Source organism: Xylophilus sp. (assembly GCA_009914555.1).
Taxonomy (GTDB): Bacteria; Pseudomonadota; Gammaproteobacteria; order Burkholderiales; family Burkholderiaceae_C; genus WNDY01.
Window position 1 is genome coordinate 13,311 of record WNDY01000030.1, and the last position, 13,552, is coordinate 26,862.

Consider the following 13,552-nt stretch of genomic DNA (forward strand, 5'->3'; position numbering starts at 1 on the left):
TTCAGTAGTGCACCAGCGTGAACAAGTCGAGCCCGCTCTCGCGCAGCTTGTCCGAGCCGCCCAGCTCCGGCAGGTCGACGATGGCGGCGCCCTCGATGACCTCGGCGCCGAGCTTCTCCAGCAGCCTGCGGCCGGCCATCATGGTGCCGCCGGTGGCGATCAGGTCGTCGATCAGCAGCACGCGGTCGCCGGGCCGGACCGCATCGGAATGCAGCTCCACCGTGGCGCTGCCGTATTCCAGCTCATAGGTCTCCTCGACCGTGGTGAACGGCAGCCTGCCCTTCTTGCGGATCGGAACGAAACCCAGCCCCAGCTCGTAGGCCACGACCGCTCCGATGATGAAGCCGCGCGCATCCAGCCCCGCGACCACCGTGGGCCGGCGCGCCGCGCCGCGGTAGCGCTCGACGAAGCCGCCGATCAGCACGCGGAACACGGCCGGGTCCTGGAGCAGCGGCGTGATGTCGCGGAACTGCACGCCCGGCGCGGGCCAGTCCGGCACGGTGCGGATGTGGCTGCGGATGGTGGCGGCGACGGTGGTGTCGGGCATGGGCGGACAGCTGCCGGCGGGCAGCGGCGAAGTCTGGAAAACCGAAGGGCCGATTGTGCGCTGTTTGCGCCATCATTCGCCTTCGACAGGCCCCGACTCCCCGCATCATGGACCGCGCGCATGGCCTGCCGTTTCTGCTTTGCGGCCCTGGCCCGCTGCGCCCCATCGCGCGTGCCGCGTCTGTCGTCCCCATGCCCCATACCATCCTGCTGATCGATGCCGATGCCAAACGCGCCCTGGCCGTGGCGCAGGCACTCACCGCAGCGCGGCAGGACGGCCCGGAGCTGTGCACCGCCGCTTCGCTGGAGGCCGCCTGCACGCACATCGCGCAGGGCGGCGTGGACCTTGTGGTCTGCGCCCGCCTGCTGCCCGACGGCGCGGCGCGCAGCCTCGCGCCGCGGCTCGGCGGCCTGCCGGCCATCGTGCTGGTGGAGCCGGGCCGCGAGGCCGAGGCAGCCGATGCGATGCACGCGGGCTTCTCCGACTACGCGGTCTGCGACGCCGCCGGCAGCTACCTGGCCGTGCTGCCCACGCAGGCCAAGGCCGCGTTCGAACGCGCCCGCGCCCACGGCACGCTGCTGCGCCAGCATGCGCTGCTCGAAGCCATCCTGCACACGCAGGCCCAGTTCATCACCGCGCGCGGCGATTCGCATGCGCCGATGCGCGCACTGCTGCCCCGGCTGCTCGACCTGACCGGCAGCGCCTTCGGCTTCCTCGGCGAGGTGGAGCACGGCCCCGACGGCCTGCCCGCGCTGTGCGTGCATGCCATCACCGACATCGCCTGGGACGGCGGGTCGCGCGGCCGCCATGCCGCGTCGGCGCAGGAGGGCATGGTGTTCTCCAACCTCGATTCGCTGTTCGGCGCCGCGCTGTCCACGCGCGAGCCCGTGCTCAGCAACGACCCGGCCGCCGATCCGCGCGGCAGCGGCCTGCCGCCGGGACACCCGCCGCTCACCGCCTTCCTCGGCCTGCCGATCCTGGCCGGCGACCGGCTGGTGGCCATGCTCGGCCTGGCCAACCGGCCCGGCGGCTACGCCGGCGCCGACGCGCAGTTCCTCCAGCCGCTGCTCGGCGCCATCGGCCAGCTGGTGCAGGCGCGCCGCGCCGAGACCGCCAACCGCGTGACCCAGGCGCGCCTGCAGGCCGCCACCGCGCAGCTGGCGCAGAAGACGCATGCGCTGGAAGACACGCTCGACAGCATGGCCCAGGGCATCATCCGCATCGGCAGCGACGACCGCGTGCAGCTGTACAACCCGCGCCTGCTGGAGCTGCTGGACCTGTCGGCCGACCTGATGGCGCGCCACCCGACGCTGCGCGAAGTCGGGCAGCTGATGATCGAGCGCGGCGACTACGACGGCCCCGCCTCGATGATCGAGCCGCCGCTGCGCACGCAGCTTGTGCGCGAGCTGGCCACGGGCGAAGGCCATCTGCCCGAGGACTACGTGCGCCGCACGCCCGGCGGCCGCGTGCTGCAGGTCCACACCCGCCGCACGGCCGACGGCGGACGCGTGCGCACCTTCACCGACGTCACCGCGCGCCACGACAGCGAACACGCGCTGCGCATCGCCACGGCCGAGATCGAGCGGCTGGCCTACTACGACGAGCTGACCGGCCTGCCCAACCGGCGCCAGCTGCAGACGCTGCTGGCCGACGCGGTGCGGCGCGCCGCCGAGGCCGGCGTCCACGGCGCGCCGCCGAGGCCGGCGTCCACGGCGCGCTGCTGTACCTGGACCTCGACAACTTCAAGAGCCTCAACGACGCGCTCGGCCACGGCAGCGGCGACCAGCTGCTGGCCCAGGTGGCGCAGCGCATCGAGGCGGCGGTCGATGCGTCGGCCACGGTGGGGCGGCCCGGCGGCGACGAGTTCGCCGTCATCCTCGACGGCCTGCACGCGTCGCCGCCGGAGGCCGCGGCCCAAGCCGAGGCGGTCGCGCAGACCATCATCGCCGCACTGAACCGGCCCTTCGCGCTGGGCAGCGACGCGGTCCACAGCTCGGCCAGCCTGGGCCTCACGCTGTTCGGCCCCGAGCCGATCCGCGCCGAGGAGCTGCTCCAGCGCGCCGACCTGGCCATGTACCAGGCCAAGGACCAGGGCCGCAACACGCTGTGCTTCTTCACGCCCCGCATGCAGGCCGACGCCGCCGCCCGCTCGGCGCTGGAGGCCGAACTGCGCGTGGCCCTGCAGCGGGGCAGCATCGAGGCCTGGTTCCAACCCGTGGTGGACGCCGCCGGCCGCATCACCGGCGCCGAGGCGCTGTCGCGCTGGCGCCATCCGGCGCGCGGCCTGGTGCCGCCGGGCGAGTTCATCCCGCTGGCCGAGCAGACCGGCCTGATCCAGCAGCTGGGCCGCCACATGCTGCGCCTGGCCTGCGACCAGCTGGTGCGCTGGGCCGGCTCGCGCCGCACGTCGCATCTGATCGTCGCGGTCAACGTGAGTGCGCGCGAGTTCCGCCACCCCGACTTCGTGGGCGAGGTGGTCCGCGTGCTCGAAGAGACCGGCGCCCCGCCGCGCCGCCTCAAGCTGGAGCTGACCGAGAGCATGCTGCTGCACGACGTGCAGGAGAGCATCGCCAGGATGAACGCGCTCAAGACCCTGGGCGTGGGCTTCTCGCTCGACGACTTCGGCACCGGCTATTCGTCGCTGGCCTACCTCAAGCGGCTGCCGCTGGACCAGCTCAAGATCGACCAGTCGTTCGTGCGCGACGTGCTCACCGACCGCAACGACGCGGCCATCGCCCGCACCATCATCGCGCTGGCCCACAGCCTGGGGCTGGACGTGGTGGCCGAGGGCGTCGAGACCGAAGGGCAGCGCTCCTTCCTGCTGCGCCACGGCTGCCTGCGCTTCCAGGGCTACCTGTACGGCAAGCCGATGACCGGGGCTGCCTTCGAGGCGCTGCTGTAGCAATACTCCCCAAGCTTATACGCCACAGCGGGCGGAATCCGCGCCCTGCCAGCCCATACCCCCTCAACCCCGGATCAGCTTTTCCTCGGCCCGCGCCAGCGCCTCGGGGCGGCCCGACAGCACCAGCGTGTCGCCTTCGGCCAGCACCGTGGCGTCGCCCGGCTCGCTGGCACGCCCGCTGGCATGGCGCAGCGTGACGGCGCGCACCTCCAGCTTCGCCAGGCCCAGTGCGCCGATGCGCTCGCCGATGGACGCCGCGCCGGCCGGCAGCACCAGCGTGGACAGGCGCTCCTGCCCGCGTTCATACGAGGTGTCGTCGTCGGCGCCGTGGAAGTAGCCGCGCAGCAGGCCGTAGCGCGCGTCGCGCTGGTCCTGCACCACGCGGATCACGCGGCGCATCGGCACGCCGACCAGCGCCAGCGCATGGCTCGCGAGCATCAGCGAGCCCTCGATCGCCTCGGGCACCACCTCGGTCGCGCCGGCGGCCTGCAGCCGCTCCAGGTCGTGGTCGTCCTGCGTGCGCACGACCACCGGCACGTTGGGCGCATGCGAGCGCGCATGGGCCAGCACCTTGAGCGCCCCCGGCACGTCGAGGTAGGTGACGACCACCGCGCTGGCCCGCGCCAGGCCGGCGGCGATCAGCGCCTGCAGCCGCGCCGCGTCGCCGAAGACGACCGAATCGCCCGCGGCCGCGGCCTGGCGCACGCGGTCCGGGTCCAGGTCCAGCGCCAGGTAGGGGATGCCTTCCTGCTCCAGCATGCGCGCCAGGTTCTGGCCGCAGCGGCCGTAGCCGCAGATCAGCACGTGGCGGTTCGTGTTGATGGCCCTGCGCGCGATCGTCGTCATCTGCAAGGACTGGTGCAGCCATTCGCTGGCGACCAGCTTCATCACGATGCGGTTGCTGTACATGATGATGAAAGGCGTGGCCAGCATCGACAGCACCATCGCGGCGAGGATCGGGTTGAGCAGCTCCGGCGCGACCAGCCCGCGCTCCTGTGCCAGCGCCAGCAGCACGAAGCCGAACTCGCCGGCCTGCGCCAGGTAGAGCGCGGTGCGCAGCGCCACGCCGGCGGTGGCGCCCAGGGCGCGCGCCAGCAGCGCCACCAGCGCGAGCTTGAGCGCCAGCGGCAGCACCAGCAGCGCGAACACCAGGCCCCAGCGCTGGAGCACGACGTGCCAGTCCAGCATTATGCCGATGGTGATGAAGAACAGGCCCAGCAGCACGTCGTGGAACGGGCGCACGTCCGCCTCCACCTGGTGCTTGTATTCGGTCTCGGCCACCAGCATGCCGGCGATGAAGGCGCCGAGCGCCAGGCTCAGGCCGGCCTGCTCGGTCAGCCACGCCAGCCCCAGCGTGACCAGCAGCAGGTTGAGCATGAAGAGCTCGTCGCTGCGCCGCCGCGCAACGAGCGTGAGCCACCAGCGCATCACCCGCTGGCCGCCCGCGAGCAGCAGCGTGACCAGCACCGCGGCCTTCGCCAGCGCCCAGCCCACCGATTCGAGCAGCTGCGCCGGCGGCGCGCCCAGCGCCGGGATCAGCACCAGGAGCGGCACCACGGCCAGATCCTGGAACAGCAGCACGCCCATCACGCGCTTGCCGTGTTCGCTCTCCAGCTCCAGCCGCTCGGCCATGAGCTTGACGACGATGGCCGTGCTGCTCATGACCAGCGCGCCGGCGAGCGCCAGCGCCGTCTGCCAGCCCACGCGCCAGGCCGGCGGCAGCCAGCGCGCCAGCAGCAGCGCGCCGCCGGTGGCCGCGCCCATGGTCAGCACCACCTGCGCCAGCCCCAGGCCGAACACGTGGCGCCGCATGGCGCGCAGCTTGGGCAGGCTGAACTCCAGCCCGATCGCGAACATCAGGAACACCACGCCGAATTCGCCCAGGTGGCGCACGCCTTCGGAGGCCTGCGCCAGCGCGAACGCATGCGGGCCGATCAGCACGCCCGCGGCCAGGTAGCCGAGCATCGGCGGCAGCTTGAGGCTGCGGCAGGCCACCACGCCGAGCACGGCGGCGGCCAGGTAGAGCAGCGCGAGGGCGAGGGAGGACATAGGTCGCCGATCCTAGGGCATGCGGGTGGCGACCGTAGAATCCGCCGATGACTTTCGACGCAGAGCGCGCCCTCCAGCGGGCGCGCGACACCTTCGACATCGAGGCCGCCGCCGTGGCCGGCCTGAAGGACCGCCTCGGCGCGAGCTTCGGCCAGACCGTGGGGCGGATCCTGGCGCTGCGCGGGCGCGTGGTCGTCATGGGCATCGGCAAGAGCGGCCATGTGGGACGCAAGATCGCCGCCACGCTCGCCTCCACCGGCACGCCGGCCTTCTTCGTCCACCCGGCCGAGGCCAGCCACGGCGACCTGGGCATGATCACTGCCGACGACCTGGTGCTTGCCGTCTCCAACAGCGGCGAGGTCGAGGAACTGGCCGTGCTGCTGCCGCTCATCAAGCGCCTGGGCGCCGTGCTCGTGGCCGTCACCGGCCGCGCCGGCTCCACGCTCGCGCGCCATGCCGATCTCGTGCTCGACAGCGGCGTCGAGAAGGAAGCCTGCCCGCTCAACCTGGCGCCTACCGCCAGCACCACCGCGCAGATCGCGCTCGGCGACGCGCTGGCCGTCGCGCTGCTCGACGCGCGCGGCTTCCGGCAAGAGGACTTCGCCCGCTCCCACCCCGGCGGCGCGCTGGGCCGCCGCCTGCTCACTCATGTGAGCGACGTGATGCGCAGCGGCGACGCCGTGCCGCGCGTGGCGCCCAAGGCGACCTTCGGCGAGGTCATACGCGCGCTGTCGGTCGGCGGCTTCGGCGCCACCGGCGTGGTCGATGCGCAGGGCAGGCTGGCCGGCATCTTCACCGACGGCGACCTGCGCCGTCTGGTCGAGACCGGTGCCGACCTGCGCGGCCAGACCGCGGCCGACGTGCTGCACCCCCACCCGCGCACCGTGCGCGCCGAGGCGCTCGCGGTCGAGGCGGCGCAGCTGATGGAGCAGCACGGCATCACCCGGCTGCTGGTGACCAATGCCGACGGCCGGCTGGTCGGCGCGATCAACAGCAGCGACCTGCTGCGCGCGAAGGTGATATGAGCGGGCCGGCCCTGAACTTCGACCCGCAACTGCTGCTCGCTGCCCAGGGCATCCACATCGCCTTTTTCGACGTCGACGGCGTGCTGACCGACGGCAGCATCTACCTGACCGACGCCGGCGAGACGATCAAGCGCTTCCACACGCTTGACGGCCACGGCATCAAGCTGCTGCAGCGCACGGGCATCGTGCCGGCCGTCGTCACCAGCCGCGACTGCGCCCCGCTGCGCCTGCGCCTGAAGGCCCCGGGCGTCACCCACGCCCGCTTCGGCACCGAGGACAAGCGCCCCGCCGCCGAAGCCATCCTGGCCGGGCTGGGTCTCGACTGGAGCCAGGCCGCCGCCTTCGCCGCCGCGCCGCCCCACGCGCAGGCGGAAGTGCTGGCCGCCGCCCGCTACGTCACCCAGGCCCACGGCGGCCAGGGCGCGGCGCGCGAGTTCTGCGACCTGCTGCTGGTCGCCAGAGGGCACTACGCCCGCCTTCTGGAAGAAGCGCGTGGCTGACCTGAAACCTATGGGTATACGGCCGTAGCCGACGTATTCAGTTGGCCTAAGCATACTACTACCCTCAGTATCGACAATCGTATTCCCACATAAACGTCATGACCACCGCTGCGCAGCGGCAGCGCCCGGCTCTGCCCGCCCTGGCCCGCCTGTGCGTGCGGGTGGCGCTCGACCGCGTGTCGCTCTACCTGCCGGTCGTGCTGATGGGCCTGCTCGCGCTCGGCACCTACTGGCTGGTGCGCAGCACGCCCGCGCCCGCGCAGGCCCAGCCCGAGCGCCCGGTGCGCCACGAGCCCGACTATTTCATGCACGACTTCTCGGTCAAGAACTTCGAGGTGGGCGGGCGCCTGAAGAGCGAGGTGCGCGGCGTGGACGGGCGCCACTTCCCCGACACCGACACGCTGGAGATCGACCAGGCCCACATCACCTCGTATGCCGACGACGGCCGCCGCACCGTCGCCACGGCCAACCGTGCGCTGTCCAACGGCGACGGCTCGGAGGTGCAGCTGTTCGGCAACGCCGTCGTCGTGCGCGAGGCCGGCCCCAACGCCAAGGGCGATCCGCAGCCGCGCATGGAGTTCCGCGGCGAGTTCCTGCATGTCTTCGTCAACACCGAGCAGGTGCGCTCCAACAAGCCGGTCACGCTGATCCGCGGCAGCGACCAGTTCACCGCCGACTCGCTGGACTACGACAACCTCGGGCAGGTCGCCCAGCTGCAGGGGCGCGTCAAGGGCGTCATGGTGCCGGGCGCAGGCGTCACGCCCACGCCGCGCTGAAGCGCGCCGCGCGCGGGGGCTGCCGGGATCAGGCCCCGTCCGGCGGCGGCGCGGCCGGACGGCGGCCCGCCCCGGTCACGCGGCCTGGCTCTGGCCGACCGGATGGTGCGCCCGGTAGGCCGCCGCCGCGTGGTTGACGTGCCGCGCGGCCAGCAGGGCGGCCAGCTCTGCGTCGCCCGCGACGATCGCTTCGAGGATGCGCGAGTGGTCCGTCCAGTTATCCTGTGCGCGGGCCCGGTTGATCGGGCCGAACAGCAGCGCCGTACGGTCGCGCAGCGCGCGGGTCATGTCGCCCAGCACGCTGTTGCCCGCCCCTTCGGCCACCAGGTCGTGCACCTGGGCATTGATGGCGACGAGCTCGTCCACCCGGTTGCCGGCGGCAGCCTCGCGCCCCTGGTTCAGCAGATGGCGCAGGCGCTGCACCATGAGGCTGCTGCGCCGCTCGGCCGACAGGCGGGCATTGAGGCTTTCGAGCGTGGCCCGGACTTCCACCAGCTCCTGGGCGAGCTGGTCGGACACGCTGGCGACGGTGGCGCCCCGGCGGGGCTCGATGCGCACCAGTCCCTCGGCGGCCAGCGCGCGCAGGGCCTCGCGCACCGGGATGCGCGAGACGCCAAGCTGGTCCGACAGCCGGCCTTCGACAAGGCGCTCGCCCTGGCCGTACTCGCCGTCCAGGATCCTGCGGCGCAGGGCGTCAGCCACCTGGGACACGAGCGAAACGTGCTGCTCGCCCAGATTGAGCGGCGCAGCGGTCCTGGTCGATGGGTTGGCGGAAGGCGCCCCTTCCGGCTCGCGGGGCGCTGTGGTGTCGGGCATGCGCAAAGAAAGCCGCGGCCGGAAGCCGCGGTGGACAGATGATGGTCCGTATTGTAGGACGTGCATCCATGATCCCGCCCGGTGCGCGGCGGCCTAGCCGGCCTCCTGCAGCCGGCGCCAGGCCCAGCCGGCCAGGGCCACGTCCTGCAGCCCCACGCCGACGGACTTGTAAAGGGTGACCTCGTCGTCGCGCCGGCGGCCCGGCACCTGCCCGGTGACCAGGTCGGCCAGCTCCACCACCTTGCCCGGCGGCTGCAGCGCATCGGGCGCGGCCTGCACGAGGTCGCCCGCCTCGCGCAGCGTCTGGCGCTTCCACTCCACGGCGATCAGGCTGGCCCGCCGCAGCGCGGTGTCGTCGAGCTCGCGCGTGTGCGGCAGGCTCGATCCGATGGCGGCGACGAAGCAGCCCGGCGGCAGCCGCTCGCCGCCGAAGAGCGGCGTGGCCGAGCGCGACGCGGTGACTACGATGTCGGCGTCCGACACGGCGTCGCCGGCGTCGTGGACAAGCTCGACCGGCACGCCGCAGCGGCGCTGCAGCGCATCGGCCGCGGCGGCCGGCAGGTGCGGGTCGAAGACCCGGATGCGCCCGATGCCGCCGAAGGCTTCGCAGAACTGCACCGCGTGCGCCTGGCCCTGCACGCCCGCGCCCAGCAGGGCAAGGGTGCGCGCATGCGGCCGCGCGAGCCGCCGGGCCGCGATCACCGAGCAGGCCGCTGTGCGCAGCCGGGTGATGGCGCCGGCGTCGAACGAGGCCAGCGGCCGGCCGTCCTCTGCCGAGAACAGCAGAATCACGAAGGAGAACCGGCCCGCGATGGTCGTGTAGACCTTCGCGCCGGCCACCTGCTGGCCGGGGATGACGGCGCCGAGCGTGGAGAGCTTCACGCCCGCGGCCTCGGTGCGCACGCGCTCCTGCATGGCGGCCTCGCCGCGGCCGAACTGCCGCAGCGCCTCCTCCAGCACGCGCTGCGCGGCGGCCGGGTCCACCAGCCGGTCGACCATCTCGTCGGTCACGTGTTTCATGGAATGGTTCTCCTGCGGCTACCAGGACACGGCGACGTCGCCGCCGGCGACGAAGGTCTGGCAGGCCATGCGGTAGCCGGCGGCCAGGTCCGCGTCGCTCAGGTGCTTGCGTTCCTTGGGTTTGACCTTGTCGGTGTGTTCCAGCCCCTGCTCGATGCGGCAGCGGCAGGTACCGCAGAGGCCGCCGCCACACTTGAACGGAATGCCGGCCTGCGCGCGCAGCGAGACGCGCAGCAGGTTGCTGTTGTCCGGCGCTTCCACGACCTTGGGGCCGCCGGTGAGAAAAGTGATCTGAGCCATGAAATGGACGATGGATGGGCGGGCGGCCGGCTCAGACGGGCACCAGGGCGGTTTGCATGGAGCCGAAGCGGATCAGGTGGCCCAGCTCGTGCAGGGCGTCCTCGGCGCTGTCGAAGCGTTCGAGGAACTTGACCGGCACCGGGTTGACGGCGCCGTGGCCCGACTCGTCGATGACGCGCACGCGCGTGCCGGCCAGTTCGCCGGTCAGCTCGGCAATGACGAAGCGGGCCTTTGGACGGCCGAAGAAGAGGTAGTCGTAGGCTTGGACGGGCCGCAGGCCTGCGCCGGCCTCGGTGCGGAACTGGCCCGGCTTGCTCGTGAGAATGACGTACATGGGAGGTGGCGCAAGAAGCGCGGCAAGAGAGGCGGTGGATTCAGCCAGCGGGCGCATCGTCCTGCTCCAGTTCGATGTCGTGTTCGATCCACAGCTGACAGGCCAGGCGCCATCCGGCGTCGATACGCTCGCCGAGCTGCTTTTTCTCTTTCCAGTTGGCAGGCGGCAGGTGTTGGGCGCCTGCCCTGACCAGGCAGGCGCATTTCGAACATTTGCCCATGCCGCACTCGTACTTCAGGTACGGAAACGGGAACTGCTTGATGCCGGCCCGCACGACAAGGTTGGTGCGGACACCCACCTCCGCCTCGTGGGCTTGGCCATTCTTTCGGAAGACGACGTGCGGCATGGAGGCTGGGGCGCGGAATCAGGCGGCAACGGCTTCTTCTTCCGCCGGCACGGCGACGTAGTCGTTGTAGAGCGCGGTGGTGTAGAGCAGCCGCATCTGGGCGCCGATCTCGCAGATCTTCAGGCAGCGCTGCTGCAGCTCCGGCGTGGTGGCGTGCTCGAGCACGATCTGGTAGCCGCGCTCGCCGTGGATCTCGTCGGAGACGATGTGCAGATCGAAGAACTCCACCTCCTCGTCGGTGAAGCCGTACTTCTCGCGCAGCGTCGGGGTCTGCTTGCGGTAGATGGAGGGCACCTGCGACTCCAGACCCACAACAAGGCCGGCCACCGCCACGATCGGGTCCTCGCGCATCGCCACGGTGTAGCACCAGCTCTGCAGGCCGCGCGTGGTCGGCGACATGTTGTCGGGGCTCGTCACGCGCTCGCGGCTGGTGCCGCAGGCTTCGGCGAAGCGGATCAGCAGGTCGGTGTGGCGATCGCCGCCGATCTCCTCCTCGTACATGTTGGCCAGCAGGAAGTCCTTGGCCTCGGTATAGGTATCGGGCGTGCGGGCGTAGATGTAGCCCAGGTAGTCGGCGAACGGGCCGACGTAGTGGTAGTGGTTCTCGGCCCAGCGCGCGAGGTGCGCACGCGTCAGTGTGCCGCTGGCCCAGGCCAGGCTGAAGGGGGACTTGTTGGCGCTCTTGCCTTGGATGGCCTTTTCGAGCGCGGTGCGGAGTTCGTCGCGAGACAGCAGGGTAGACATCGGAAGGGTCCTGTGGAAGAAGGTTGGGAAGGGCTGGCCGTGCGGGCGGCAAGTACCAAAATCACGGCCTGTAGAATACTGTATACCGTGCAGTTAGCAATCAATACAGTGTTTGCCCTTTATCTGCTCCGATATGCGGGCATTTTTTATTTGTGCGGTATACAGTATTTGTCTATTTACTCTCAGGATATCTTCTCCATGACCCCCTCTTCCGATTCCGGCGCTGCCATCTTCCTCAACCTCATCGCCGGCACGTGGAAGCCCTCCACGAGCGGCGCCACCTTCGCCAATACCAACCCGGCGGACGTGCGCGACCTCGTCGGCCTGTTCCAGGCGTCGGTCGCGGCCGATGCGCAGGAAGCGGTGGACGCGGCCGCCGCCGCGTTCGATGCCTGGCGCAGGACGCCCGTCACGAAGCGCGCGCGGATCCTGTTCGGCGCGGCCGACTACCTGGAGCGCCATGCCGATGCGTTCGCGCGGGAGCTGACGCGCGAGGAAGGCAAGGCGCTGGCCCAGGCGCGCGACGAGTTCCTGCGCTCGGCCCAGACGCTGCGCTTCTACGCGGTCGAGGGGCAGAGCTTCACCGGCGAGACCTTCCCGCAGGACGATCCGGACATGGTGGTCTACACCCAGCGCGAGCCGCTGGGGGTGGTGAGCGTGATCGCGCCGTGGAACTTCCCGGTCTCGATCCCGGCCCGCAAAATTGCGCCGGCGCTGGTGGCGGGCAACACGGTGGTGTTCAAGCCCTCGTCGGAGGCGCCGCTGTCGGGCCTGCGGCTGGTCGAGGCGCTGGTGCACGGCGGCGTGCCGGCCGGCGTGCTCAACTTCGTGACCGGCCGCGCCGGCGAGGTCGGCCCGGTGCTCACCACGGCGGCGCCGGTGCGGGCGATCTCGTTCACCGGCTCGACCGCGGCGGGCGAGCAGATCCACCGCGCGGCCAGCCTGACCACGCGCACCCAGATGGAACTCGGCGGCAAGAACCCGCTGATCGTGATGGAGGACGCCGACCTCGACCTGGCGGTGGACCTCGCGGTCAAGGGCGGGCTGTCGCTGTCGGGCCAGGCGTGCACCGGCACCAGCCGCATCCTCGTGGTGCCGGCGGTGCGGGCCGCCTTCACCGAGAAGCTGGTCGCCCGGGTCCGGGCCCTGAAGATCGGCAGCGGCCTGACGCCGGGCGTGGACCTGGGGCCGCTGACGTCCGCCGGCCAGCTCCGGAGCGTGCTCGGCTACATCGAGGCCGGCAAGGACGAGGCCACGCTGCTGTGCGGCGGCGAGCAACTCACTGACGGCGACTACGCGCACGGCTACTACGTCACGCCCGCCGTCTTCGGCGATGTGACCAACACGATGCGCATCGCCCGCGAGGAAATCTTCGGCCCCGTGCTCACGGTCATCGAGGTGGCCGACTACGCCGACGCCCTCGCGCAGGCGAACGATACCGAATACGGCCTCGCGGCCTCCATCTGCACCCGCAGCGCGCGCTACGCCCATGCGTTCGCGCACGACGTCGAGGCTGGCACGGTCAAGGTGAACCGCACCACGACCGGCAACCTCATCAACGCGCCCTTTGGCGGGCTCAAGCGCTCCAGTGTTTCCACATTCCGCGAGTCCGGCCGCACCGGGCTGGAGTTCTACACGCAGATCAAGACCGTCTACCGCGGCGCCTGATACCTCCTTCCTTTCCTCTTCCCTTCCACAGACGCCATTGCCATGACCAGAAATTCCATCCGTCTCGAACGATCCGAAGCACGCCACATGATCGCCGCCGCTGTCGCCAGAGCCCAGGAGATCGGCGTGCTGGAAACCGTCTGCATCTGCGACGACGGCGGCTATCCGATCGCGCTGGAGCGCATGGACGGCGCACGCATCACCGGGCCCCAGATCGCCTGGAACAAGGCGTTCACCGCCGCCGGCCACAAGCGTTCGACCCATCTCTTCAACACTGCTCCGAACGGGCCGGCGCTGCCGGGCAACGAAGCCTTCGGCATCCAGTGGAGCTTCGACGGCCGGTTCGCCGTCTTCGTCGGCGGCTTTCCGATCGTGATCGGCGACGAGGTGGTCGGCGGCCTCGGGCTCTCCGGCGGCAACGGAGAGCAGGACACGGCCTGCGGCCTCGCCGCCCTGGCGGCCTTGCAGGAACTGCTGGCGCCGCGCGGCCTGCAGGTGCTGGCGCAGGCCGACATCAAGAAGTGA

At 71.2% G+C, this 13,552-nt stretch carries 14 protein-coding genes and 1 pseudogene; 7 read left to right on the forward strand and 8 right to left on the reverse strand.

From position 1 onward, the window contains the following. Position 1: 1 nt before the first annotated feature. Positions 2-547 carry an adenine phosphoribosyltransferase gene (locus GAK38_RS13875; protein WP_325345048.1) on the reverse strand — a complete coding sequence of 182 codons (546 nt, stop codon included), beginning with the start codon at positions 545-547 and terminating at the stop codon, positions 2-4. Between the two features lie 659 nt (positions 548-1,206). Between GAK38_RS13875 and GAK38_RS13880 the strand changes: the two are divergent. Then, positions 1,207-2,037 (forward strand): annotated as a pseudogene (locus tag GAK38_RS13880) (GAF domain-containing protein); the annotation flags it as partial. Positions 2,038-2,273: 236 nt separating this feature from the next. Further along, positions 2,274-3,449, forward strand: coding sequence for a putative bifunctional diguanylate cyclase/phosphodiesterase (locus GAK38_RS13885; RefSeq protein WP_325345106.1), 1,176 nt, complete (start codon positions 2,274-2,276; stop codon positions 3,447-3,449). 63 nt (positions 3,450-3,512) lie between these two features. On the opposite strand, the gene GAK38_RS13890 is transcribed toward GAK38_RS13885, so the two are convergent. Beyond that, the gene (locus GAK38_RS13890) at positions 3,513-5,498 is read right to left on the reverse strand and encodes a monovalent cation:proton antiporter family protein (RefSeq protein ID WP_325345050.1); all 1,986 of its coding nucleotides are present in this window, start codon (positions 5,496-5,498) and stop codon (positions 3,513-3,515) included. Between the two features lie 47 nt (positions 5,499-5,545). Here GAK38_RS13890 and GAK38_RS13895 point away from each other — a divergent pair, with 47 nt between their 5' ends. The 3 genes from GAK38_RS13895 (at position 5,546) to lptC (ending at position 7,799) form a co-directional block, all read left to right on the forward strand. Further along, entirely contained in the window at positions 5,546-6,523 is a 978-nt protein-coding gene (locus GAK38_RS13895) for a KpsF/GutQ family sugar-phosphate isomerase (protein WP_325345052.1), read from the forward strand. Further along, on the forward strand, positions 6,520-7,023 hold the full coding sequence (locus tag GAK38_RS13900; RefSeq protein ID WP_325345054.1) for a KdsC family phosphatase: 504 nt from the start codon (positions 6,520-6,522) through the stop codon (positions 7,021-7,023). The genes GAK38_RS13895 and GAK38_RS13900 overlap by 4 nt, the downstream gene beginning before the upstream one ends. A 98-nt stretch (positions 7,024-7,121) precedes the next feature. Then, the gene (gene lptC / locus GAK38_RS13905) at positions 7,122-7,799 is read left to right on the forward strand and encodes an LPS export ABC transporter periplasmic protein LptC (RefSeq protein ID WP_325345056.1); all 678 of its coding nucleotides are present in this window, start codon (positions 7,122-7,124) and stop codon (positions 7,797-7,799) included. A 75-nt stretch (positions 7,800-7,874) separates the two neighbouring features. Here lptC and GAK38_RS13910 read toward each other — a convergent pair whose 3' ends face one another. From GAK38_RS13910 to GAK38_RS13935, 6 genes are all read right to left on the reverse strand, one after another. Then, entirely contained in the window at positions 7,875-8,615 is a 741-nt protein-coding gene (locus tag GAK38_RS13910) for a GntR family transcriptional regulator (RefSeq protein ID WP_325345058.1), read from the reverse strand. 93 nt (positions 8,616-8,708) lie between these two features. Further along, positions 8,709-9,635 carry an ornithine cyclodeaminase family protein gene (locus GAK38_RS13915; RefSeq protein ID WP_325345060.1) on the reverse strand — a complete coding sequence of 309 codons (927 nt, stop codon included), beginning with the start codon at positions 9,633-9,635 and terminating at the stop codon, positions 8,709-8,711. Positions 9,636-9,653: 18 nt separating this feature from the next. Beyond that, complete coding sequence (locus GAK38_RS13920; protein WP_325345062.1) at positions 9,654-9,935, reverse strand: 2Fe-2S iron-sulfur cluster-binding protein; 282 nt, start codon at positions 9,933-9,935, stop codon at positions 9,654-9,656. 31 nt (positions 9,936-9,966) lie between these two features. Next, the gene (locus tag GAK38_RS13925) at positions 9,967-10,269 is read right to left on the reverse strand and encodes a ferredoxin (RefSeq protein ID WP_325345064.1); all 303 of its coding nucleotides are present in this window, start codon (positions 10,267-10,269) and stop codon (positions 9,967-9,969) included. Positions 10,270-10,309: 40 nt separating this feature from the next. Continuing rightward, positions 10,310-10,615, reverse strand: coding sequence for a 2Fe-2S iron-sulfur cluster binding domain-containing protein (locus tag GAK38_RS13930; RefSeq protein ID WP_325345066.1), 306 nt, complete (start codon positions 10,613-10,615; stop codon positions 10,310-10,312). An 18-nt stretch (positions 10,616-10,633) separates the two neighbouring features. Next, complete coding sequence (locus tag GAK38_RS13935; protein WP_325345068.1) at positions 10,634-11,359, reverse strand: TenA family transcriptional regulator; 726 nt, start codon at positions 11,357-11,359, stop codon at positions 10,634-10,636. Between the two features lie 198 nt (positions 11,360-11,557). Here GAK38_RS13935 and GAK38_RS13940 point away from each other — a divergent pair, with 198 nt between their 5' ends. Beyond that, positions 11,558-13,027, forward strand: a complete 1,470-nt coding sequence (locus GAK38_RS13940; protein ID WP_325345070.1) for an aldehyde dehydrogenase family protein — start codon at positions 11,558-11,560, stop codon at positions 13,025-13,027. 42 nt (positions 13,028-13,069) lie between these two features. Then, positions 13,070-13,552, forward strand: coding sequence for a GlcG/HbpS family heme-binding protein (locus GAK38_RS13945; protein ID WP_325345072.1), 483 nt, complete (start codon positions 13,070-13,072; stop codon positions 13,550-13,552).

Coding starts and splice junctions, on each gene's coding strand:
- GAK38_RS13875 (WP_325345048.1), bottom strand. CDS start 547: ATGCCCGACACCACCGTCGCCGCCACCATCCGCAGCCACATCCGCACC.
- GAK38_RS13890 (WP_325345050.1), bottom strand. CDS start 5,498: ATGTCCTCCCTCGCCCTCGCGCTGCTCTACCTGGCCGCCGCCGTGCTC.
- GAK38_RS13895 (WP_325345052.1), top strand. CDS start 5,546: ATGACTTTCGACGCAGAGCGCGCCCTCCAGCGGGCGCGCGACACCTTC.
- GAK38_RS13900 (WP_325345054.1), top strand. CDS start 6,520: ATGAGCGGGCCGGCCCTGAACTTCGACCCGCAACTGCTGCTCGCTGCC.
- lptC (WP_325345056.1), top strand. CDS start 7,122: ATGACCACCGCTGCGCAGCGGCAGCGCCCGGCTCTGCCCGCCCTGGCC.
- GAK38_RS13910 (WP_325345058.1), bottom strand. CDS start 8,615: ATGCCCGACACCACAGCGCCCCGCGAGCCGGAAGGGGCGCCTTCCGCC.
- GAK38_RS13915 (WP_325345060.1), bottom strand. CDS start 9,635: ATGAAACACGTGACCGACGAGATGGTCGACCGGCTGGTGGACCCGGCC.
- GAK38_RS13920 (WP_325345062.1), bottom strand. CDS start 9,935: ATGGCTCAGATCACTTTTCTCACCGGCGGCCCCAAGGTCGTGGAAGCG.
- GAK38_RS13925 (WP_325345064.1), bottom strand. CDS start 10,269: ATGTACGTCATTCTCACGAGCAAGCCGGGCCAGTTCCGCACCGAGGCC.
- GAK38_RS13930 (WP_325345066.1), bottom strand. CDS start 10,615: ATGCCGCACGTCGTCTTCCGAAAGAATGGCCAAGCCCACGAGGCGGAG.
- GAK38_RS13935 (WP_325345068.1), bottom strand. CDS start 11,359: ATGTCTACCCTGCTGTCTCGCGACGAACTCCGCACCGCGCTCGAAAAG.
- GAK38_RS13940 (WP_325345070.1), top strand. CDS start 11,558: ATGACCCCCTCTTCCGATTCCGGCGCTGCCATCTTCCTCAACCTCATC.
- GAK38_RS13945 (WP_325345072.1), top strand. CDS start 13,070: ATGACCAGAAATTCCATCCGTCTCGAACGATCCGAAGCACGCCACATG.